Genomic DNA, 22,176 nt, shown 5'->3' on the forward strand with positions numbered 1-22,176 from the left:
ACCGAAACGTTCTGATACAGAATGTTTCGGTTTTTTTTGTGGTTTATCGAAACGACTCAGATCGTTTTGGCGGTGCGGTTTTGAGATTTTTGTACGGATTTTTGGTTAAAAATTTGTGACATTCAGAATATTATAGTTAATTTGTTGAAATTCTGTTTTAAATTAAGAGTTACAAAAGAACCATGAGCAAATACCGTAATAATCTAGCATTTAAATTTTATGTTTAAGCTGTTGAGAAGAAAGCCAAGAGTGTATTCTAAAATAGAGAATCACATTTTTGGAATAATAACAGAGCTTTTAAAATTGAGCAGCACCGAAATCAACGGTGATGAATTAGGAGGGAAGTATTACTTAAGTAACAAAGAACAGCATTTTAAAGTGACCATATTGGGCAACGATTATGTCATCAGGCTTACCAATACCCGGGATTCTGTTGCTGAAAAATACGATAAAGCTTTTGTGGAGGATGTTTTGAAAGCTGTAAAAGAAGAAAAACACCGCCGAATGGAAGAAGTCTATGATTCTATCACCAATAATATAGAAAAAATGGCAGAACGTTTGCACAACACGCTTAGGGAATCTAATGAACTGGAGACCCAAAAGGTGCGAAGACTGGAAACGAACGATCTGGAAAGTAAAAAGGTAAACTAGCGTCTCGTTTCTGTTGTTTGAGACCGGTTGACGCTCTTAATAGCCTTATTTTTGTAAAATCATTTCATCATAACTCAGGATCGTTTCGTACCCTTTTGAAGCAAAATAGGATCGCGGTTCTTCTTTTGATATCACCATTACAAAGTCGCCACCCCAAGCTCCAAGACTCTTTACAACACCATCGAAATCAGGAAAAGCAGCCTCTTTAATGGTTTGCATTTCGAGAATATCACTCAGGTGAATCTCATGTTTTTCAATGGCAAAAGAAAACTCTTTTACCGTTTTAGCACTCAGAATCGCAGTCGTAATTTTGTTGTTTTCGGTGATATTTTGCGCTAAATTTTGATTTTTATTGTTGTAATAAGCTTGTATCGCTGCTTTGCTATTTTGTTTTTTATTCAGATAAACAAAATGAATATTTCGGGTAAAATCGGGATGAAAAGAGACTGGTTTTACCGTATTATTTTCAATTTGGTAAACGATTGGCGTGTCATTTTGCGCACAGGCAATGTCATAACCGCTGCCTCCGAAACTGTTTTTTAACAAAGTAAACGCATTAACTTTAGTCCATTGTGCCACATTGTTTAGCAAGGTTGACGAAGTGCCTAATCCCCAGTTTTTAGGGAAGCTAAGATGGGTGCTGATGTTGTAGCCGTCGGTATTTTCGAGAAAATTAGGATTTAAACGATAGGCTTCGTGCAAAATTTGAATTAAAGTCGTTTTTACAGTTTCAGGTTCTGATGTAGGATTGTCGATAATCTCCGAAAATGTGAGCGTATCTTCAAACCAAAGCTGTCTGTCAAAATCATAACTTTTCCAATTGATTTCGCGGTTTGAGCCATTTTCAACCACCAAATCCTGGCCAAATTTGGTAGGCAACGCAAAAGCATCGGCGCCATCTAAAACAAGATATTCTCCGGAAATAAGCAACTTTCCGTTACTGTAAAAGGTTGTTTTCATTCTTCAATTATAAATTAAATTCCAACTTTCAAATTCCAAATTCCAAAATCCAGGGTTAATTGGAATTTGGAATTTGAAAGTTGGAATTTTTACTTTGTTCTAAGATTTTCAATAAATTCCACCACAGCACTGTGCGAAACGGCATTTTTCTTAAAATGAGCTTTAATCAAATGACGTTCTTCTTCAGTCGCTTCAAATTGATTGATAATATTGTTCAGGTGCATTTTCATATGTCCTTCCTGAATTCCGGTAGTGGTAAGCGAACGTAAGGCAGCAAAGTTTTGAGCAAGACCGGCAACGGCTACAACCTCCATTAATTCTTTTGCAGAAGGTTTTTCGAGTATGTCAAAACATAGTTTTACAAGTGGGTGCAAAGAGGTCAATCCGCCTACAGTTCCCAAGGCTAAAGGGATTTCAAGCCAGAAAGTAAAAATTCCGTCTTCGATTTTAGCGTGAGATAAACTTGAGTATTGACCGTTTTTGGAGGCATAAGCATGGACTCCCGCTTCAACTGCTCTGAAATCATTTCCGGTTGCAAGAATTACGGCGTCAATTCCGTTCATAATTCCTTTATTGTGTGTTACAGCCCTGAAAGGTTCTACTTCGGCAATCTGAACTGCTTGTACAAAACGCTCGGCAAACTCCTGCGGGTTTGAGATGTGCTTTTCGGTTAAGTCTTCAACTGGACAGGAAACTTCGGCCTTAACAATGCAATTGGGAACATAATTAGACAAAATGCTCATGATTACTTTTAAAGTTTCCTCTTCTGAAAATAAATCAGAATGATGGAATTCGTCCTTTAAGGTAGTAGCAAACTGCTCCAGACACGAATTGATAAAATTGGCTCCCATACTGTCTTTGGTTTCAAAAGTAGCATGAAGTTGAAAGTAATTTTCAAGAAGACTTCTTTTGTCTTTTAGTTTTATATCTAAAATTCCGCCACCGCGTTGCTGCATATTTTTGGTAATGCTTTGAGTGTCGGAAAATAATTTAGGTTTAATCTGGTTAAAAAAAGATTCCAGTTTTTCAGCATCTCCGTTGAAGGTAAAGTGTACCTGCCCAATTTTTTCTGTAGCAATTACAGTAGCTTTAAAGCCGCCTCTTGTCGACCAGTATTTGGCTGCTTTTGATGCCGCGGCAACGACTGAACTTTCTTCAATTGCCATCGGAATCGTTTTGTATTTTCCGTTGATCAGGAAGTTAGGCGCGACTCCAAGCGGGATGTAGAGATTGGTAATCGTATTTTCAATGAATTCATCGTGCAATTGTTGTAGCTTTTCGTCTGAATTCCAGTAATTTCTTATAATCGTCAGGGCCTCTTCAGGGCTTGAAAAATAGGTATTGGCAATCCAGTTTATTTTTTCTTTTTTGGATAATTTCGAAAATCCGGCAACAGCGTTGTTCATTCTCAGTATTTTAAAGGGTAAAGATGCCGCAAAGATACTATTTTAAGACTTTTGTTTGCAATGTATTTGAAAATTGAAAAATACGCAATCGTTATTTTTTTTAACATTTAACAATTATAATGGGTATTATGTTCATTTTTTTTACTAAAATTGGGCTCTTTTTTATATTTAAAATAATTCTAATGAATACAGGTAAAATTACTGTTATATTTTTATTTTTAGTTGCTACTGTTTTCGGTCAACAAAAAATTACTGTCGAGAATATTTATACGGGAGCATTTCGGGCAAAAGGAATGGATGAACTGCAATCGTTAAAAAATACAGAGCAATATACGGTCTTAAATGTAGATCAGGCCAGCAGAAGCATGCAGATCGATTTGTATGACTTTGCGACACTAAAAAAAGTGGCCAATTTAATTGATACCAAAAACCACGCAGCACTTGCTGAAGGAATTGACAGTTATACTTTTGATGCCTCGGAGAAAAAGATTTTAATTGCGTGTAATACCAAACAAATCTTCCGCCACTCGTTTACAGCAGATTATTTTTTATACGATATCAATACAAAATCGTTAACGAAACTGTTCGATTTTCAGATTCAGGAGCCTACTTTTTCTCCTGACGGAACTAAAATCGCCTATGCAAAAGAGAATAACTTGTATGTATACGACTTAGCTTCTAAAAAAACAACAGCCGTTACAACCGACGGAAAGAAAAATGCTATCATCAATGGTATTACCGACTGGGTTTACGAAGAAGAGTTTTCATTTGTACGTGCCTTCGACTGGAGTAAAGACAGTAAAAAACTAGCTTATATCCGTTTTGACGAAAGTGCTGTTCCGGAGTTTTCGATGTCAATCTTTCAAAAAGATTTGTATCCAACAATTGAAACATTTAAATATCCTAAAGCAGGAGAAAAAAACTCAGTAGTATCTTTACATATCTATGATGCGGTGAGTAATACAGGTAAAAAAGTGGATTTAGGAAATTACAACGACTTTTATATTGCAAGATTACAATGGACAAATGACAACAATGTATTGTCGGCTCAGGTGTTAAACCGTCACCAGGATAATCTGGATTTGTTGTTTGTAGATGGAACTACTGCTGCGGCAAAAGTGGTTTTAAATGAAAAAGACAAAGCTTATGTCGATGTTACCGACAATTTGACCTTCTTAAAAGACAATAGCTTTATTTGGACAAGTGAAAAAGACGGGTTTAATCATATTTATGTATACGATAAAAACGGAAAGCTTAAGAATCAGGTAACAAAAGGAAACTGGGAAGTAACTTCATACTACGGTTTCGACGAAAAAAACAAAACAGTTTTCTACCAATCTACAGAAAACGGTTCGATCAACAGAGATATTTATCGCATTGCTTTAGACGGAAAGAACAAAGTTCGTTTGTCTAAAAATATAGGAACCAGTTCGGCAACTTTCAGTCCTAACTTCCAGTTCTTTATCAATACGTTTTCAAGCAATCTGCAGCCAACTACTTATACCTTAAACGAGGCGAAGACAGGAAAAGAAATTCAGGTTATCGAAAACAACAAAGAGTTGTCTTCTAAACTAGCTGCTTATAACTTACCTGCAAAAGAATTTTTTGTTTTAAAAACAGCAAAAGGAAATGAACTTAATGCATGGATTTTAAAACCAAAAGACTTTGATCCTTCTAAAAAATACCCAGTTTTCATGTATCAGTATTCTGGTCCGGGTTCTCAACAGGTAAACAACGACTGGAACAATTCAGACGACTACTGGTTTGTGTCTCTTACACAGCAAGGTTATATTGTAGCTTGTGTTGACGGTAGAGGAACAGGATTTAAAGGTGCTGATTTCAAAAAAGTAACTCAAAAAGAATTAGGGAAATACGAAGTAGAAGATCAGATTGATGCTGCAAAAGTAATCGGAGCTTATCCGTATGTGGATTCTTCAAGAATTGGAATCTTCGGTTGGAGTTATGGTGGATTTATGGCTTCAAATTGTATTTTTCAAGGGAATGATGTTTTCAAAATGGCAATCGCAGTGGCTCCGGTAACAAACTGGCGTTTTTATGACAGCGTTTACACCGAAAGATACATGCAGACTCCACAGGAAAATGCAAGCGGTTACGATCAGAACTCTCCAATCAATCACGTTGATAAACTAAAAGGGAAATTTTTATTGATTCACGGATCAGCGGATGACAACGTGCATGTACAAAATTCAATGCAGATGATGGAAGCTTTAATTCAGGCGAATAAACAATTCGATTCTCAAATTTATCCGGATAAAAATCACGGGATATATGGTGGGAAGACCAGAATTCAGCTTTATAACAAGATGACTAACTTTATCAAAGAAAACTTATAACATAAAACTAAACCTTAAATAAATAATAAAGAATATGGGAGAAACTCAAGTAAAAACAGCGCATCCAAAAGGACTATGGGTATTATTTGGAACGGAGATGTGGGAGCGATTCAACTTTTATGGAATGCGAGCTTTATTAACTTTATTTCTTGTGAATTCATTATTGATGAAGGAAGAAGAGGCATCTTTAATTTATGGAGGTTTCCTTGGACTTTGTTATTTAACGCCAATGTTGGGCGGTTTTGTTGCCGATCGTTTTTTAGGTAACAGAAATTGTATTATGCTGGGCGGGTTGCTTATGGCGATTGGACAATTGTTGTTGTTTACCAGTGGTAGTGTTTTTGAAGCGAACTTAGGTTTGGCAAAAACAATCATGTATTCTGCTTTAGGAGTTATCGTATTTGGTAACGGATTCTTTAAGCCAAACATTTCCAGTATGGTGGGAAGTTTGTATCCTAAACAAGAAAAAACAAAACTAGATAGTGCTTTTACTATTTTCTATATGGGAATCAATATTGGAGCCTTTTTAGGTCAGTCTATTTGTCCGTTGTTAGGAGATGTAAAAGATGCAGGTGGAATTAGAGACATTCATGCTTTCAGATGGGGATTCATGGCGGCTTCTGCTGCAATGTTCATCGGAACCATTCTTTTCTACTTCCTGAAAAATAAATATGTGGTTTCTCCTGAAGGAAAACCATTAGGAGGATTACCTTCTAAAAATGATGCTTCTGATTTTGAAGAAGGAGAAGCACAAAAAGCAAATTTCTCCAATAAAGCGTTAACAATTGCCGGTCTTGCATTTGTGGCTTTAGGATTCTTTTTCCATTATGTGGTAGGTCAGAACTTAATCTATACTTTGATTTACTCTAGTGGTTTATCATTAGCCGGATTAATTATTTCGGATACTTCTTTAACTAAAGTAGAAAGAGACAGGATTATCGTTATTTATATCGTTTCCTTTTTCATTATTTTCTTCTGGGCTGCTTTCGAACAAGCAGGTTCCTCTTTAACTTTTATCGCAGACAATCAAACGGACAGAAATTTCTTCGGATGGCAAATGCCTCCGTCAATGGTTCAGATTTTTAACGGACTATTTGTAGTTTTACTTGCAGTACCTTTCAGTATTTTATGGGATACCTTAAGAGCTAAAGGGAAAGAGCCAATTTCACCGGTAAAATTAGCCGTTGGTTTAGTCGTGATCTCTGTTAGTTTCTTTATGATCGCTACTCAGGTTTCTTATATTGGAACTTCAGGGTTATTATTAGTAAAATGGCTGATCTTATTGTATTTCTTGAATACATGTGCTGAATTGTGCTTGTCTCCAATCGGATTATCATTAGTTGGTAAATTATCTCCAAAGCGTTTTGCTTCATTATTATACGGAGTATTCTTCTTGTCAAATGCATCTGGTTATGCTTTAGGAGGAACTTTAGGTTCAATCTTGCCTGCAACAGGAGATAAATTTGCAAAAGCAAAAGAATTGGGAATTGATCTTCAGGCAGTTTTAGACAACAAAATTACACCAACAGCTGAACAGTTGGCTTTATTAGAAAAGCATCAGATTAGTTCACACAACCACTTCTTTGCTGGATTTGAAATCCATAACTTATACGAATTCTTTATGGTATTCGTAGTGCTTACAGGACTTGCTGCAATTATATTATTTGCGTTAACTCCATTCTTGAAAAAGATGATGCATGGCGTTCGATAAATAATAATAATCCTAATATCAAAAATTACCTACAGGTTTAGGCTTGTAGGTAATTTTAATTTTAAAGACTGTATACTTATGTGGAAAAAACACCCCAAAGCATTGCCTTATTTGTTCTTGTCTGAAATGTGGGAACGTTTTGGATATTATTTAATGATTGGAATCTTTACTTTATATCTAAAAGATGTAAAAGCAGGTTTCTCCATGACCGAAAAAGAAGCTTCGGATCTTTACGGAACTTTTATCGCATTGGTTTTTTTAACTCCTTTTATCGGCGGACTTGTTGCTGATCGCTATTTAGGCTATAAAAAATCTATTGTTTTAGGTGGTATTTTAATGGGTATTGGTTACTTCCTGATGGGAGTTCATGATATAACGGTGCTTTATATTGCAATGACTTTGGTCATTGTAGGGAATGGCTTTTTTAAACCCAATATTTCTACCTTATTAGGAAGTTTTTATTCTAATGAAGAATACAAAGACAAAAAAGACGAAGGCTACAATATTTTCTATATGGGAATTAATGTTGGAGGTTTTATCTGTAATTTCTTTGGTGCTGTACTGCAAATTCTATTAGGTTGGCATTGGGCCTTTATGGCTGCGGGTGTAGGTATGTTTATAGGTGTTATTGTCTTTTTATTAGGTACAAAACATTATGTAGGCCACGATCAGAAAAAAGGAGTGCAGGAAGGCGATATGCCGTTTTACAAAATCATCCTGTTTATTTTATTACCATCGTTTATTTTTGGAGCCATTGGCTGGTTGATAAAAGGAGTAACCTCAGAAACGAATGTAGACAGCTATATTTTTGGTTCAGATAGTACAGATGCCTTTATATTTGCCTGTATCCCAATAATTTTCTTTTACGGATCACTTTATTTTAAAGCAAAAGCAGAAGATAAACGACCAATAGGAGCTTTGTTGGCTATTTTTGGTGTTGTCATTTTATTTTGGGCAGTTTTTAAACTGAATGGCTCGGCACTTACCACCTGGGCAGATCGCTATACCGACAGAGAAGTTACCGGAACTACGGGGCAGCTTGTTGGAAAATTAAAACTAGCCAAAGAAGTCGAATACAAAAAAGAATCTTTAGAACTTTACGATGATCAGTTTCGTTTGCAAAAAGTAAACGGAGAAGTTCAGAAAGAAGTAAATTATCCGCTATATTTTCGAAACGTTGCGCCAGAGAAACTTCCGGTAGAAGGCGGCAAAGTACACCTGTGGGCAACCAATTTAAGTCAATCGATAAACCCGGCCTGGGTAATCATATTAACCCCTTTGATCGTTGCTTTTTTCTCTTTTTTACGAGCAAGAAAAAAAGAACCTTCAACACCTACTAAAATTGCTTTTGGCTTATTAATTTCGGCCCTGTCAGTTTTAGTGATGATCGCTGCGGTTCAAATTGGTCATAATGGAGCAGAGAAAGTGAGTGTTTGGTGGCTGGTGGCCAATTACGGCATCATAACCATAGGAGAATTGTTTTTAAGCCCGATGGGATTATCAGTAGTATCTAAACTAAGTCCGGTAAACATTACCTCTTTAATGATGGGAGGCTGGTTTTTATCGACCTCGATAGGTAATAAGTTAAGCGGAGTTTTGGCGAGTATGTGGGATACCTACGACAATAAAGCTAACTTTTTTTGGGTTAATTTCGCCTTGTTAATGTTTGCAACAGTACTTATGTTTGCTTTGGTAAAACAGCTTAACAAAGTAATGAAAGAAAAAGGAATTAATTAATTATGTATAAATAAATGGAGCAGAAGATCACTTTAGAGGAGATTCAAAATTTTAAAGGCAATTACCCGAAACAACTGTGGTACTTGTTTTTTGTTGAAATGTGGGAGCGTTTTTGTTTTTATGGAATGCGAGGTGTTCTTGTTATTTTTATGGTAGATCAGCTTTTTTTGAAAGAAGATCATGCCAGCGAGCAATACGGGGCCATTCAGGCTTTTGTGTATGCCTTTACTTTTATAGGCGGAATTTTTGCAGATAAAGTGCTGGGGTTCAAAAAATCATTATTTTTTGGTGGAATCGTTATGATTCTGGGGAATCTTTTGATTGCTATTGCGCCTCATGATTTCTTTTATTACGGAATTGCCTTCTCGATTATCGGGACTGGTTTTTTTAAGCCGAACGTTTCTTCGATGGTAGGAGAATTGTACCATGAAGAAGATGGCCGTAGAGACGCGGGTTACGGAATGTTTTATGCCGGAATAAATGTGGGTGGACTTTTTGGAGGTGCCCTGTGTGTGTATTTAGGGAAGTTTTATTCTTGGCAATTGTGCTTTTTATCCGCTGCAATTGTAATGTTTTTAGGTTTGATCACCTTCTTATTTACGAAAAAACATTTAGGACCAATTGGTGATTCTCCGTTATTGAATTTAACACCGCAAAAGAGACGAATTCGCGAGATAGCCGTATATGCTGTGTCTATTTTGAGTTTGCCTTTTATCTTTATAATGGTTAAGAATACGAAGTATACGGATTATTTCATGTATACTATTGGTACAGTTGCCGTTTTGTATTTTGCTTATGAATTGTTTAAACTGGGAGATTCTAAATTGCAAAAGAAGCTTTTTGCTGCTTTTCTGTTTGTATTTTTCTACTTCCTGTTTAATTCTATTTACGAACAAAGTGGTGGATCATTATCGCTTTTTGCAAAAGACAATCTAAACAATAAATTGTTGTTTTTTACAATTGATCCCAACGTTGTGAACAACAGCTCGAATACTTTCTTTGTAGTCGTTTTAAGTCCGCTTATTGGTTTATTATGGATATGGTTAGGGAAGCGTAAAATTGAACCGAATACTTTGATTAAATTCGGAATTGGGTTTTTATTCCTGGCAGCTTCTTTCTACATCTTCTATCTGACCAAATTCTTTGCTGATGCTAATGGAATTGCGTCATTAAATGTCTTTACGTTTGCGTATCTGATAACCACTATTGGAGAGCTTTGTCTGGGGCCGATTGGAATGTCGATCATTACTAAATTGTCTCCAAAAAGATTATTCGGAATGATGATGGGATTGTGGTTCCTTGCAAGTGCTTTTGGACAGTTGGCTGCGGGTAAACTGGGAGCCGAGATTTCCAGATCAAATACCGGAGACACCTTGATTTCTAAATTGCAATCGTATACAGAAGGTTACTACCAACTGGCTATTTATTCGCTTGTTGCAGGTTTGATTTTATTGGCAATTTCGCCAATTATTAGAAAATTAATGCAAGAAGTAAAATAGACGACATTTTGCGATTCTTTTTTTGTTTAAATTTGTGAAAAATAAAAGGGATATGAAAAAAATATTTTTAATAACACTGTTTTTAACCGGAGCATTTGTAACACAGGCACAAGAGCTAAAATGGTATACAGATGTCAAAGAAGCTATCACAATAAGTAATAAGGAAAAAAAACCTTTGTTGATGTTTTTTACCGGAAGTGACTGGTGTGGATGGTGTATTCGTTTACAGAATGAGGTTTTAAAAACTGCTGAATTCAAAAAATGGGCAACCGAAAATGTGGTTTTAGTGGAGCTTGATTATCCAAGAAGAACACCGCAGACGCCGGAGCTTAAAAATCAGAATAATGAATTGCAGCAAGCATTCGGAATTCAGGGATTCCCTACTATTTATTTTACAAGCGCTGAATCCAAAGACGGCAAAGTCAATTTTAAAGGACTGGGTCAGACAGGATACGTGGCGGGAGGTCCGACTGCCTGGTTAACAGTTGCGGAAGGAATTGTACATCCGAAAAAATCTTAAACTAAATACCCCGTTACAATTATAGTTCAGAAAACTCCTTGCCTTTTGGTAAGGAGTTTTTTTGTTTAGTAGGAAAAAGGAATTACCGATTTTACACTTATTAAGTATTTGATATTTAATTTTAGTTAAAAAAGTATATAATGTATTTTTTGTATTAATAAAAATTGGAAAATTAAAATATTATGTTAATTTCGTCTCGATAATCTAACCAAAAACCAATTTAATATGACCAAAAAAATACTTATCCTACTATTTTTTTTCGGTTCAATTTTTATGCAGGCACAGAACTTAGTTTGGAAAACGAACATGACGGATGCAATTGCACTTAGTAATGAACAGAAAAAACCAATGCTAATTTTATTCACTGCCTCAGGTGTACCGGAAAATCTTCAAAACGAAATTTTCAAAACTCCCGATTTTGCGGTTTGGTCACGCGACAACGTTATTCTCGTAAAGCTTGATTTGTCTGACAGTACTGCCGATGAAAGTGATAAAGAGCAAAAACTCAAACTAAAAGCTGCTTTTGGGGTAGAGGACTTACCCGAAGTATGTTTCGCAAGCGCCTCGATCAGAAAAAATAAAACTACATTTAGCGCCTTAGGAAAAATTTCGTATAAACCGGGTGGTGCAAAAGCCTGGATTGCCGAATCAAATGCAATACTACATTCAAGCGAATGATAAAATTTAAATTAAGTTTCTTAGTTTAATTTGTAGATTCCCTTTTTGCTCTCGGGTGAGAAGGGATTTTTTTTGAAACAGTTGGTGCTGTTAATCAGTGATTTTGTCATTTAAAAGCGAATATTTTTTAGTTTTCTTAAAAATTTATGACTTTATTAATGAATTTGAATTTTTGTTATTTTTTTTATCGCTTTTGTTTAAATATATCTTGTTTGGTAAAGATATTATGTTAATTTCGTTGCATTAACCTACTTAAAAACCAATTTAATATGACCCGAAAACTACTTATCTTATTGTTCTTTTTAGGTGCGTTTGGTCTGCATTCACAAAACCTAATTTGGAAGACAGATATGAATGATGCCATCATGGCAAGTGACACACAAAAACGGCCTTTGTTGATTTTTTTTACAACTGCGGGGGCTCCACAGAGAATGCAGAGTGAAATTTTTGTTACGCCTGATTTTGCGGTATGGTCGCGTGATAATGTTATTTTAGTAAAACTTGATCTGTCTGATACTTCCGTGTCTGATGTGGTAAAAGAGCAAAATCTGAAACTAAAAAATGCTTTAGGCATCGCAGAACTCCCACAAGTATGTCTTTTGATGGCTTCCGTCCGAAAAGGCAAAACCACCTTTAACAATCTAGGACTGGTTCCTTATAGACAGGGAGGCGCAAAAACGTGGATAGCAGATGCAAATCTAATTTTGAATCCATAAGCTTTTTTGCCTGCTGAAAGTGAAGACTGTAAAAGTATTCTGCTCTTAAGAACAGGCCTGTTGGTCTTTTCGCGAGCTGTTACCCAGCTTATTCAGTTAAAGAATAGAATCCCTTTTCGGCTGTAGCGTGAAAAGGGATCTTTTTTTTAGTACAGCTGCCTTTCCAGATGTTCTGAATAGCGTAAGCATTCGATCCGTCTGCGATTATAATTTTCGGATGTACCATTTGTAAAACGCGATCTAAGTTTATTTTTGGAGACTGGATCAACAGCAGTATGTCCGGTTGAATTTTACTTTCATAAATTCCGGAACTATCGATCACTAAGATTTTTTTACCATTAAAAAACAGCAGATTTTTCATTTTGGCGGTAGTGTGTAATTTGCCAAAGTTTCCCACCAAATAAGAGTTCAGAAGGGTTACTTCTGGCTTTTGAAGCACTACAGTATCATTTGAATACACCTTGATCGTGCTGCCTTTTCTTTCCGAAATTAGAGAGCTTTTCTTGAGGTGGTAAAAAATCATCTCCTGGTTGGACTCTGTTTCTCTTTTGGTATAAAGTAAAGAAACTTGAAAGGTGATAATAGAAACCAGTACAGCAAACGTCGTAGTATAATTGACTTTCCTGCCCCAAATAGTGGCTGCAACAACGATAAAATAAGAAGCAATCAAAAGATAGAAGTTAAAGCTGACATTGCGTACAACAAACCATTCAAGCGAAGCTATGTGGTGAATCGTAAGGTTTAAAAGAAAAATACTTTTTTCGAATATCTCAATTAAAAATAGAGGCGGGGGGAGAAAAATGGCAAGAAAGAGGACGATAATTCCGGCGATCATTATAAAAGACAAAATTGGAATTACAACAATATTGGTCACAAAAAACAGACCCGGAAACTGATGAAAGTAATACAAACAGAGCGGTAAAGTGCCTATCTGAGCAGCAAAGGAAACGGTTAGCGCATTCCAGAGAAATTTTGAAATTTGGAGTTTTGGAGACCAGACACTTTTTAACAAAGGTTGCAGCCAAAAAATAAAAAACAAGGCGAGATAACTGAGTTGAAAACCAACATCAAACAAAAAATACGGTTCAAAAAGCAGAATTAAAAGCAGAGAAACCAATAAAGTGTGGTAAACACTGCCAGCTCTTCTAAGATGGTTGCCCACAGCCAGAAAGGAAAACATAACAACCGAGCGCAATACCGACGGAGACAATCCGGAGAGTACCGCAAAAAGAGAAAGTGACAGCAGGATCGAAACTAATTTTAGTAAAGAACCTTTTCGGGTATTGGGAATCGGTTTTAAAATAAAATGGATAAACAGCATGATAAAACCAACATGCAGTCCGGAAACGGACAAAATGTGTGTGGCTCCTGAGAATTGATAATCCTGAATAAGATCGTTTGAAATTTCTTGTCGTTGCCCCAAAATAAGCGCAAGTGCCACATTCATTTCTGTTTGATTAAAGCCAGCCTTTTTCAGATTGTTATAGATTCTGGAATGTAAGCGGCCTGAATAATACCAAATGTCCTTTTGAAGTTTTTGGCTCACCGAAATTTCTGCCGTATGCAGATATACCTGAGCATAAGTCTGTTTGTCCGAAAGGTATTTTTTATAGTCAAACTGATTTGGGTTTTTATTTGAGTTATTGCGTTGTAAGATGGTCTTGACTTTTAGGATATGGCCAATAATAACGGGCTTTGCTACGCTGTCCTTTTGAATGTTTACGAGAATTTTTCCGGTGAAATTCCTGTTGTTGATGGTTTTAACCAGGGCAGTATAGCGATCGTTGTAGGCATTGCTTTTTAGTTTTTCGCGCATGACAAAAGTAATAGTCTGAGGTGCGGTAAAAGCTTGCCTGTTGTGCGTATAATTGGATTTTTGCAGCCATTCGGTGTGAAATAAAAGTGTCGAAGCTCCCATAAAAAACGAAACCCAATACGTGCTTATTCCGAAGAATACCGACAGCTTTTTATGTTTTGGAATCGAAAAATAAACCAGTAAAAAAAGACTAAAGCCAATGAGAAAGCCTGAAACCACCACCTGAAATGCTGGTACACCATAATACGAAACCAAAATACCGTAAATAAAGCAGAGGGTAATTTTAGTCAAAGGGAAATCTAATACTTTCATCAGTTAAAAGTATTAAATTATTTGTAAGAAAAAGAATATGATTTTATTATTCGATTACCCTGTTGATCTGAGTAAATGAATTTTGGTAGTAAGCTTCTTTGGTTGATGAAATGATCACTCCTTTTGAGGTGGAAGAATGGACAAATTTAATTTCGTCCGACTTTACTTCTACAATCAGTCCAACATGATTGATTTGTTTGCTTCTGTTGGTTTTAAAGAAGATTAAATCGCCTTTGCGGGCATCGTTAAACTTAATTACCCTGCCCACTTTGGCCTGTTCAAAAGAATTTCGGGGTAGTTTTATATTTTCTGATTCAAAGGTGGTAAACACTAATCCCGAGCAGTCATAGCCACTTTTTGTTGTACCGCCTGCTTTGTACCGTACCCCGATATTGTCTGTTGCGTGTTCAATTAAATGAGTAACAGTATACTTGTTCTCGCGCTTCGTTTCCTTATTGCTCACCGCTGTTGAAGCCGATTTACAAGAAGCGAAAAGGACAATGACGAGTAGTAAAAGAGCTGCTTTTTTCAAATCAAAAAGGGATTAAACGTTTTTTAAGTCAGCAACAATAAGTTTTGCCGTTTTTTTACTGGCGCCTATTCCGCCTAGTTTTTGCTCCAGGATGTCGTAATTTTTTAGCAATTTTTCACGATAATCAGGAGTTAGCAATTTCTGCAGTTCTTCTTTAATTCGTTTGGTATTGCATTCATCCTGAATTAATTCTGTAACCACTTCTTTATCCATGATTAAATTAACAAGTGAGATGTATTTTAGCGTAATGATGCGTTTTGCAATCTGATAGGAAATAGCACTTCCTTTGTAACAAACAACTTCAGGAACTTTAAAAAGAGCTGTTTCCAGAGTAGCCGTTCCGGAGGTTACCAGAGCTGCCGTTGAAGAACGCAACAAATCGTAAGTTTTGTTCGAAATAAATTTGATGTTTTTATTGCTGATAAATTGCTGATAAAACTCAAAATCCTGACTTGGAGCACCTGCAATTACAAATTCATAGTCCTGAAAATCATCGACAACACTAAGCATAACACTCAGCATTTTTGTAATTTCCTGTTGACGGCTTCCGGGTAGCACTGCTATAATTGGTTTTTCTCCCAATTGGTTGTCTTTTCTGAAGGTCGTTTCATCAAACGAAGGCTGATTCTGAATCGCATCAATTAGTGGATGTCCAACAAAATCAACCGGAAAATGATGCTTGTCTTCGTAAAAACTTTTTTCGAAAGGCAAGATCACAAACATCTTGTCGATATCCTGTTTGATTGCCTTAATACGGTTTTCTTTCCATGCCCAGATTTGTGGCGAAATATAATAATGCGTTTTGTAATGCAAAGCTTTGGCCCATTTGGCAATCCGCATATTAAAACCCGGATAGTCTATAAAGATCAAAACATCAGGCTGGAAAGCTGTAATGTCTTTTTTGCAAATTTTAATATTGTTTAAAATCGTTTTCAAATTGAAAAGAACTTCAACAAATCCCATGAAAGCCAGTTCGCGGTAATGTTTTACCAGAGTTCCGCCGGCTTTTTGCATTAAATCACCACCCCAAAATCTAATTTCTGCCTGAGGATCTTCCTCGTATAAGGCTTTCATTAAATTAGAACCATGTAAATCTCCTGACGCTTCACCAGCTATTATGTAGTATTTCATATTTTTTTTTTGAAAGTGTGTTTCCAACTTTACACACAAAAGAATTTTTGCAGGACAAAGATAAGATTTAAATAAACAAAGTTGAAATCGCCGGAACAATGACTGTCAAAACAATACCTCTGGTCCTAGAATTCGCGGTTTGTTTTATTCGTTTAATTTCCACGTATTGAGCTGCTGCATAGCATGATGTGCGGTTAAATCAAATTGCACCGGAACAACCGAAATATATCCGTTTTCTAAAGCCCATTCATCGGTATCTTCGCCCTGATCTTCGTTGGTGAATTTTCCGGTAAGCCAGTAATAATCTTTCCCGAATGGAGTTTGTCTTTTGTCAAACTTCTGTGCGTAGTAGGCTTTTGCCTGACGACAAATTTTTATTCCTTTAATTTCTTCTTCTTTTAATTTTGGAAAATTTACATTTAAAACCACACCAGGCGGCAGTTTGTTTTCAAGCGTTTCCAAAGTAATCTTTTTAACGTACGACTTGATGGGGTCAAAATCGGCATTCCAGTCAAAATCCAGTAAAGAAAAACCAATTGCCTGAATGCCTTCTATTCCGGCCTCTACGGCAGCACTCATCGTACCTGAATAAATAACATTAATAGATGAATTCGATCCGTGATTAATTCCCGAAACGCACAAGTCCGGTTTTCTTTTTAAAATTTCATTTACCGCCAGTTTGACACAGTCTACAGGAGTTCCGGAGCAGCTGTATTCCGTTACCACATCTTCTTCTTTAGAAATTTTGTCAAGAAACAGCGTATTGTTTATCGTAATGGCATGGCCCATGGCACTCTGAGGTTTGTCTGGTGCCACCACCACTACTTCGCCAATCGTTTCCATTACACTTATTAAAGCTCTGATTCCGGGAGCTAAAATGCCATCATCATTGGTAACTAATATTAGGGGTTTCTCATTTTTCATGCTAAAATCGTAAGGTTATATAAGGGTATTAAGCAAATGTAGTGACAGATTTTGGTAGAATACGAACAAATAAACCAAAATTTGTCAACTAATTTGAAGAAGATTTTTGCGCATCAAACATTTTTATATCTTTAACAAAAAATTATAGCGGGCTTGGCTTTATTGGCACAGTTTTTACCGTAACTTAGATTAAAAAATTTGATGAATGCTATTATTAAGTTTATGAAAAGAAATTATAAAATACTTATAGCCGTATTATGCTTGTCATTGACTTTGTTTGCTTTTAAGATAAATGCAGACAAATCAGTAGATCCGGACCCGAATAGAGATAAAACACTTTTGGAATTATTAGCATTTGTTATTGAAAAGGGACACTACAGTCCGGCAGAAATAAATGACGAGTTTTCTAAAGGAATTTTTAAAGATTATATCGAAGCATTAGACCCTTCAAAAAGATTCTTTTTGCAATCTGATATTGATGAATTCAAACAATATGAGCTGCAATTAGACGATCAGTTTTTGAATAAAGATTTAACGTTTTTCAATCTTACCTATACAAGATTGATGAAACGAATGGAAGAAAGCAAAAAACGTTATAAGACTATTTTAGCGCAGCCTTTCAACTACGATGTGGATGAAACTTTTAATGCGGATTACGATAAACTGCCGTATGCAAAAAATACAGCAGAGATTAATGAAAGATGGAGAAAACAAATTAAATTGTCTACCCTTTCTTCGTTGGTAACCAAACAAAAATTAGAAGAAGATAAAAAGAAAACAGACCCTAATTACAAGGAGAAAACTTTTGAAACTTTAGAAAAAGAAACTCGTGAAAGTTCATTAAAATCTTTAGACGACAATTTTAGTTTGATTAAAGATCTGAACAAAGAAGATTGGTTTTCAGTATATGTAAACTCAATCATGACGCGTTTTGACCCGCATACCAGTTATTTTGCACCGGAAGATAAAGACCGTTTTGATGTTAACATCAGCGGAAAATTAGAAGGTATCGGAGCAAGACTGACCAAGAAAAATGATTTTACTCAAATCGATGAGTTAATTTCAGGAGGTCCGGCATGGAAAGGAAAACAGCTTGAAGCCGGAGATTTAATTTTGAAAGTTGCACAAGGAAACGAAGAGCCTGTAGATGTTGTAGGAATGCGTTTGGATGATGTTGTGAAAAAAATTAAAGGACACAAAGGAACTGAGGTTAAACTTACGGTTAAAAAAGTAGACGGTACGATTAAGATCATTTCTATCATCAGAGATGTAGTTGAAATTGAAGAAACTTACGCTAAATCTAGTATTGTAGAAAGAAACGGTTTGAAATATGGTGTAATTTATTTACCTAAATTTTATATCGATTTTGAAAATAAAGACGGTCGTGATGCCGGGAAAGACATTGCTCTTGAAGTAGAAAGACTTAAAAAAGAAGATATAAACGGTATCGTGCTTGATGTACGTGACGATGGAGGTGGATCTTTATCGACTGTAGTGGATATTGCCGGATTGTTTATTGAAGAAGGACCAATCGTTCAGGTAAAATCGGCAGGAAAAAAGAAAGAAGTACTGTACGACAAAGATAAAAAAGTAGAGTGGGATGGTCCGTTAGTAATCATGGTAAACAGCTTCTCGGCTTCGGCTTCAGAAATTTTAGCTGCTGCAATTCAGGATTACAAACGTGGAGTGATCATTGGTAGTAAACAAACCTACGGAAAAGGAACAGTTCAAAATGTATTGGATTTAAATCAGTTTGTGCGTAACGCAAATTATGGAGATCTGGGTGCTTTGAAAATTACAGGACAAAAGTTTTACAGAATCAATGGAGGTTCAACTCAGTTAGAAGGAGTTCATAGTGATGTGGTAATGCCGGATCGTTATGCTTACTTAAAAATGGGAGAGCGCGATATTGACAATGCGATGCCGTGGGATAAAATAGATCCTGCTGATTACAGTACATGGCATTCGAATGGAAATTTCAACAAAGCAATTGAAAGCAGTAGAAACAGAATTGCTCAAAATGCGCAATTTAAATTAATTGAAGACAATGCGAAATGGATTGATGTTAAAAATAAAGAGAATACCTATAGCTTAAACATCAAAAGTTTCAAAGCCACTCAGGAGCAGGTAGAAAATGAAGGTAAAAAATACAAACCAATTTCTGATTACAAAAACAGTCTGGTTTTTAAATCATTGCCTTACGAAGAGCTCGAAATGAAGAGCGATGCAACGTTAAAAGAAAAAAGAGATGCCTGGCATCAGGCGTTGTCTAAAGATGTTTATGTTGAAGAAGCATTGAATGTTTTAGATGATTTACAAGTTAAAAGTGTGGTGAAAAATACCAATACCACTAAAATCAAAAGAGATAAATTAGTAAAATCTTAGTTCTTTAGAGGATTAATTTGTTAAGAAAACGCTCCAAAAAGTATATTTTTTGGAGCGTTTTTTTGTAATTTAACAAACTTCTTAGGAACTAAATATTAAAAAAAAATGAAAAACTATATTGTTTGGGGTGTATTGGGATTGGTTTTGTTTTCGTGTAAAAAAGAAAGCAACGAAAGTGAAAAATTGCCTCAGCAGCAACAAGCTCCGTTTGTTGCAAACCAAAGCAGTACAGACTCTACATTCACAGTCGCATATTTACCAACTTCTACTACCAAACAAATCGTAAAGCACAAATACTATACCTTGTCCTATAATGAAAAATTTGAACAGGCAGAGTGGGTTGCTTATGAATTAAAGAAAGAATATTTAAAAAATGCTGACTATAAACGTCCTTATTTCATTGAAGATCCAAAAGTAACAACGGGTTCTGCCGATTGGAGGAATTATAAAAAATCGGGTTATGATAAAGGGCATCTTTGTCCGGCCGGAGATATGGAGTTTAATGAGAGTGCTTACAACGATACATTTTACACCTCAAACATTTCACCTCAGGATCACGATTTCAATAGCGGAATCTGGAACAGATTAGAACAAAAAACACGTTACTGGGCTGAAAAGTACAAGGATGTTTATGTAGTGACAGGAGGGATTTTGAAAGATTCAGATAAAAAAATAGGAACAGAGAAAGTCGCTGTTCCTAAATATTTTTATAAAATCATTTTAGCTAAAACCGGAAAAGAGCATAAAGCAATCGCTTTTTTGGTTCCGAATGAGGATAGCGATAAGTCACTTTACGATTTTGTAGTTCCAATTGAAACTCTTGAGAAAATGACCGGAATTGATTTCTTTCCGAATGTGAAGAATTTAAAAACGAGTCAAAGCTTTTAATTCAGCAATAGTCTGTGTTGGATTTTCCGCTTTAAATACAAAGCTTCCGGCAACCAGTACATCAGCACCAGCCTCTACTAATTGTTTTGCATTTTTACTCGTAACACCACCGTCAATTTCAATAATTGTCGAAGCATTTTTACGCGTGATTAAGGCTTTTAACTTCTCTACTTTAGCATAAGTGTTTTCGATGAACGACTGACCTCCAAAACCTGGATTTACACTCATAATACATACTAAGTCAATATCGTTGATTACATCTTCTAATAAATCAATATTAGTGTGTGGGTTAATCGCTACTCCTGCCTTCATTCCCTCGGCTTTAATGGCTTGAAGTGTTCTGTGCAAATGGGTACAGGCTTCATAATGTACGCTTAAGATATTGGCACCCAAATCGGCAAAAGTTTTGATGTATCGATCCGGATCAACAATCATCAAGTGTACATCTATCGTTTTTTTTGCATGTCTTGAAATCGCTTCTAAAACCGGCATTCCGAAAGAAATATTCGGAACAAAAACTCCGTCCATAATATCAATATGAAACCAGTCGGCCTCGCTGTTATTGATCATTTCGATGTCGCGTTGTAAGTTAGCGAAATCAGCTGCAAGAACAGAAGGAGCAATAAGTGTATTCTTCATTGTGTAGTTGTGTGTTGTGTTATTTTTTGCAAAGATAATTTTTTTAATTGCAAAGTTCACAAGGATTAACGCAAAGTTCTTTTGCAATGATAATTAACTGCAGAAACAACAAAGAACAGGTGGATAAAGTAAGGTGAAAATTTAAAATAAGGTACTCGTTTTATGGATAAACGACATCCTTCGAAATAGGGCAATAAAAAACTCCGGTAATCAGCCGGAGTTTCAATCATCAATCAAAAAACGAACAGTCAATCAAACTGTTGTTTGCTTTGGGGTCCAATATAGGCAGTTTTGCAATAAATTCCAAATTCCAACAAAATTATCGGAATTTGGAATTGCTATAATTGGAACTATGGATGTTATCCAAGATAAGTTTTTAAGATTTTACTTCTGGAAGTATGTTTTAATCTACGGATTGCTTTTTCTTTAATCTGACGAACACGCTCACGAGTTAAGTCGAAAGTTTCTCCAATTTCTTCTAAAGTCATTGGGTGCTGATCGCCAAGACCAAAATACAAACGAACCACATCAGCCTCTCTTGGAGTTAATGTTTCTAATGAACGCTCGATTTCAGTACGTAATGATTCGTGAATTAGTTCTCTGTCAGGGTTTGGAGATTCTCCTGAACGTAAAACGTCGTAAAGGTTAGAATCTTCTCCTTCAACAAGAGGTGCATCCATTGATAGGTGACGACCAGAGTTTTTCATAGACTCTTTTACGTCATTTACAGTCATGTCAAGTTCTTTTGCAATTTCTTCAGCAGAAGGTGGACGTTCATTAGATTGCTCTAATAAGGCATACATTTTGTTGATTTTGTTGATAGAACCAATTTTGTTTAATGGTAAACGAACAATACGGGATTGTTCTGCCAAAGCCTGAAGGATTGATTGACGAATCCACCATACAGCGTAAGAGATGAATTTGAAACCACGAGTTTCATCAAAACGTTGAGCCGCTTTAATTAAACCTAAGTTTCCTTCATTTATTAAGTCAGGAAGAGTTAATCCTTGATTTTGATATTGTTTAGCAACCGATACAACGAAACGTAGGTTAGCTTTTGTTAATTTTTCTAATGCTCTTTGATCACCGGCTTTTATTCTTTGTGCTAATTCTACCTCTTCATCAGCGGTAATTAGGTCAACTTTTCCAATTTCTTGTAGGTATTTGTCTAATGATGCAGTTTCACGATTGGTTACCTGCTTGGTGATTTTAAGTTGTCTCATGTTTTTTGTCTCCTCAATTTTTAAGTGTACAAGTAGTTATACGTAAGAAGTTGAAAAAAGGTTACAATTACTTTAAATTATTTTTAAAATTAAT

The 22,176-nt window shown here is 35.9% G+C and carries 18 protein-coding genes; 10 read left to right on the forward strand and 8 right to left on the reverse strand.

Annotation, left to right across the window (positions count from 1 at the left end):
• The first annotated feature begins 219 nt into the window (after positions 1 to 219).
• The gene (locus ACN1CN_RS13975) at positions 220 to 651 is read left to right on the forward strand and encodes a hypothetical protein (RefSeq protein WP_419136102.1); all 432 of its coding nucleotides are present in this window, start codon (positions 220 to 222) and stop codon (positions 649 to 651) included.
• A 45-nt stretch (positions 652 to 696) separates the two neighbouring features.
• Here ACN1CN_RS13975 and ACN1CN_RS13980 read toward each other — a convergent pair whose 3' ends face one another.
• Positions 697 to 1,611 (reverse strand): GYDIA family GHMP kinase, encoded by a 915-nt coding sequence (locus ACN1CN_RS13980; protein WP_419136103.1) that lies wholly within the window; start codon positions 1,609 to 1,611, stop codon positions 697 to 699.
• An 89-nt stretch (positions 1,612 to 1,700) separates the two neighbouring features.
• Positions 1,701 to 3,017 carry a hydroxymethylglutaryl-CoA reductase, degradative gene (locus ACN1CN_RS13985; protein ID WP_419136104.1) on the reverse strand — a complete coding sequence of 439 codons (1,317 nt, stop codon included), beginning with the start codon at positions 3,015 to 3,017 and terminating at the stop codon, positions 1,701 to 1,703.
• 182 nt (positions 3,018 to 3,199) lie between these two features.
• Here ACN1CN_RS13985 and ACN1CN_RS13990 point away from each other — a divergent pair, with 182 nt between their 5' ends.
• The 7 genes from ACN1CN_RS13990 (at position 3,200) to ACN1CN_RS14020 (ending at position 12,232) form a co-directional block, all read left to right on the forward strand.
• Complete coding sequence (locus ACN1CN_RS13990) at positions 3,200 to 5,371, forward strand: S9 family peptidase (protein ID WP_419136105.1); 2,172 nt, start codon at positions 3,200 to 3,202, stop codon at positions 5,369 to 5,371.
• 34 nt (positions 5,372 to 5,405) lie between these two features.
• Positions 5,406 to 7,082, forward strand: coding sequence for a peptide MFS transporter (locus ACN1CN_RS13995; protein ID WP_264526131.1), 1,677 nt, complete (start codon positions 5,406 to 5,408; stop codon positions 7,080 to 7,082).
• A 78-nt stretch (positions 7,083 to 7,160) separates the two neighbouring features.
• Positions 7,161 to 8,819, forward strand: a complete 1,659-nt coding sequence (locus ACN1CN_RS14000) for a peptide MFS transporter (protein ID WP_419136106.1) — start codon at positions 7,161 to 7,163, stop codon at positions 8,817 to 8,819.
• A 14-nt stretch (positions 8,820 to 8,833) separates the two neighbouring features.
• Positions 8,834 to 10,318: a peptide MFS transporter gene (locus tag ACN1CN_RS14005; protein WP_264526133.1), complete on the forward strand. Its 1,485-nt coding sequence runs from the start codon at positions 8,834 to 8,836 to the stop codon at positions 10,316 to 10,318.
• A gap of 52 nt (positions 10,319 to 10,370) precedes the next feature.
• Positions 10,371 to 10,838, forward strand: coding sequence for a thioredoxin family protein (locus ACN1CN_RS14010; RefSeq protein ID WP_264526134.1), 468 nt, complete (start codon positions 10,371 to 10,373; stop codon positions 10,836 to 10,838).
• A gap of 225 nt (positions 10,839 to 11,063) precedes the next feature.
• Entirely contained in the window at positions 11,064 to 11,516 is a 453-nt protein-coding gene (locus tag ACN1CN_RS14015; RefSeq protein WP_264526135.1) for a thioredoxin family protein, read from the forward strand.
• Positions 11,517 to 11,785: 269 nt separating this feature from the next.
• Positions 11,786 to 12,232, forward strand: a complete 447-nt coding sequence (locus tag ACN1CN_RS14020; protein ID WP_291285840.1) for a thioredoxin family protein — start codon at positions 11,786 to 11,788, stop codon at positions 12,230 to 12,232.
• 88 nt (positions 12,233 to 12,320) lie between these two features.
• Here ACN1CN_RS14020 and ACN1CN_RS14025 read toward each other — a convergent pair whose 3' ends face one another.
• From ACN1CN_RS14025 to surE, 4 genes are all read right to left on the reverse strand, one after another.
• Positions 12,321 to 14,360, reverse strand: a complete 2,040-nt coding sequence (locus ACN1CN_RS14025) for a ComEC/Rec2 family competence protein (RefSeq protein ID WP_419136107.1) — start codon at positions 14,358 to 14,360, stop codon at positions 12,321 to 12,323.
• Between the two features lie 46 nt (positions 14,361 to 14,406).
• A complete protein-coding gene (locus ACN1CN_RS14030; RefSeq protein WP_419136108.1) occupies positions 14,407 to 14,892 on the reverse strand; it encodes a C40 family peptidase in 486 nt (161 codons plus the stop codon).
• Positions 14,893 to 14,904: 12 nt separating this feature from the next.
• A complete protein-coding gene (lpxB, locus tag ACN1CN_RS14035) occupies positions 14,905 to 16,023 on the reverse strand; it encodes a lipid-A-disaccharide synthase (protein WP_264526139.1) in 1,119 nt (372 codons plus the stop codon).
• A gap of 144 nt (positions 16,024 to 16,167) precedes the next feature.
• Positions 16,168 to 16,947, reverse strand: coding sequence for a 5'/3'-nucleotidase SurE (gene surE, locus ACN1CN_RS14040; RefSeq protein WP_419136109.1), 780 nt, complete (start codon positions 16,945 to 16,947; stop codon positions 16,168 to 16,170).
• Positions 16,948 to 17,148: 201 nt separating this feature from the next.
• Between surE and ACN1CN_RS14045 the strand changes: the two genes are divergently transcribed.
• Positions 17,149 to 19,332: a carboxy terminal-processing peptidase gene (locus tag ACN1CN_RS14045; RefSeq protein WP_264526141.1), complete on the forward strand. Its 2,184-nt coding sequence runs from the start codon at positions 17,149 to 17,151 to the stop codon at positions 19,330 to 19,332.
• Between the two features lie 105 nt (positions 19,333 to 19,437).
• A complete protein-coding gene (locus ACN1CN_RS14050) occupies positions 19,438 to 20,220 on the forward strand; it encodes a DNA/RNA non-specific endonuclease (protein WP_419136110.1) in 783 nt (260 codons plus the stop codon).
• On the opposite strand, the gene rpe is transcribed toward ACN1CN_RS14050, so the two are convergent.
• Together rpe and ACN1CN_RS14060 are read right to left on the reverse strand one after the other, a co-directional pair.
• Positions 20,197 to 20,859 (reverse strand): ribulose-phosphate 3-epimerase, encoded by a 663-nt coding sequence (gene rpe, locus ACN1CN_RS14055; protein WP_419136111.1) that lies wholly within the window; start codon positions 20,857 to 20,859, stop codon positions 20,197 to 20,199. The two genes, ACN1CN_RS14050 and rpe, sit on opposite strands and share 24 nt — an antisense overlap.
• A gap of 359 nt (positions 20,860 to 21,218) precedes the next feature.
• Positions 21,219 to 22,082: a sigma-70 family RNA polymerase sigma factor gene (locus tag ACN1CN_RS14060; RefSeq protein ID WP_007804760.1), complete on the reverse strand. Its 864-nt coding sequence runs from the start codon at positions 22,080 to 22,082 to the stop codon at positions 21,219 to 21,221.
• Between the last annotated feature and the right edge of the window lie 94 nt (positions 22,083 to 22,176).

The organism is Flavobacterium sp. T12S277 (assembly GCF_048514875.1).
Classification (GTDB): domain Bacteria; phylum Bacteroidota; class Bacteroidia; order Flavobacteriales; family Flavobacteriaceae; genus Flavobacterium.

What these genes read in the sequence shown, in the direction of transcription:
- rpe (WP_419136111.1), bottom strand. Translation starts at nt 20,859, where the DNA reads ATGAAGAATACACTTATTGCTCCTTCTGTTCTTGCAGCTGATTTCGCT.
- ACN1CN_RS13995 (WP_264526131.1), top strand. Translation starts at nt 5,406, where the DNA reads ATGGGAGAAACTCAAGTAAAAACAGCGCATCCAAAAGGACTATGGGTA.
- ACN1CN_RS14025 (WP_419136107.1), bottom strand. Translation starts at nt 14,360, where the DNA reads ATGAAAGTATTAGATTTCCCTTTGACTAAAATTACCCTCTGCTTTATT.
- ACN1CN_RS14045 (WP_264526141.1), top strand. Translation starts at nt 17,149, where the DNA reads ATGAATGCTATTATTAAGTTTATGAAAAGAAATTATAAAATACTTATA.
- ACN1CN_RS14050 (WP_419136110.1), top strand. Translation starts at nt 19,438, where the DNA reads ATGAAAAACTATATTGTTTGGGGTGTATTGGGATTGGTTTTGTTTTCG.
- surE (WP_419136109.1), bottom strand. Translation starts at nt 16,947, where the DNA reads ATGAAAAATGAGAAACCCCTAATATTAGTTACCAATGATGATGGCATT.
- ACN1CN_RS13975 (WP_419136102.1), top strand. Translation starts at nt 220, where the DNA reads ATGTTTAAGCTGTTGAGAAGAAAGCCAAGAGTGTATTCTAAAATAGAG.
- ACN1CN_RS13990 (WP_419136105.1), top strand. Translation starts at nt 3,200, where the DNA reads ATGAATACAGGTAAAATTACTGTTATATTTTTATTTTTAGTTGCTACT.
- ACN1CN_RS13985 (WP_419136104.1), bottom strand. Translation starts at nt 3,017, where the DNA reads ATGAACAACGCTGTTGCCGGATTTTCGAAATTATCCAAAAAAGAAAAA.
- ACN1CN_RS14010 (WP_264526134.1), top strand. Translation starts at nt 10,371, where the DNA reads ATGAAAAAAATATTTTTAATAACACTGTTTTTAACCGGAGCATTTGTA.
- lpxB (WP_264526139.1), bottom strand. Translation starts at nt 16,023, where the DNA reads ATGAAATACTACATAATAGCTGGTGAAGCGTCAGGAGATTTACATGGT.
- ACN1CN_RS14060 (WP_007804760.1), bottom strand. Translation starts at nt 22,082, where the DNA reads ATGAGACAACTTAAAATCACCAAGCAGGTAACCAATCGTGAAACTGCA.
- ACN1CN_RS14020 (WP_291285840.1), top strand. Translation starts at nt 11,786, where the DNA reads ATGACCCGAAAACTACTTATCTTATTGTTCTTTTTAGGTGCGTTTGGT.
- ACN1CN_RS14000 (WP_419136106.1), top strand. Translation starts at nt 7,161, where the DNA reads ATGTGGAAAAAACACCCCAAAGCATTGCCTTATTTGTTCTTGTCTGAA.
- ACN1CN_RS13980 (WP_419136103.1), bottom strand. Translation starts at nt 1,611, where the DNA reads ATGAAAACAACCTTTTACAGTAACGGAAAGTTGCTTATTTCCGGAGAA.
- ACN1CN_RS14015 (WP_264526135.1), top strand. Translation starts at nt 11,064, where the DNA reads ATGACCAAAAAAATACTTATCCTACTATTTTTTTTCGGTTCAATTTTT.
- ACN1CN_RS14005 (WP_264526133.1), top strand. Translation starts at nt 8,834, where the DNA reads ATGGAGCAGAAGATCACTTTAGAGGAGATTCAAAATTTTAAAGGCAAT.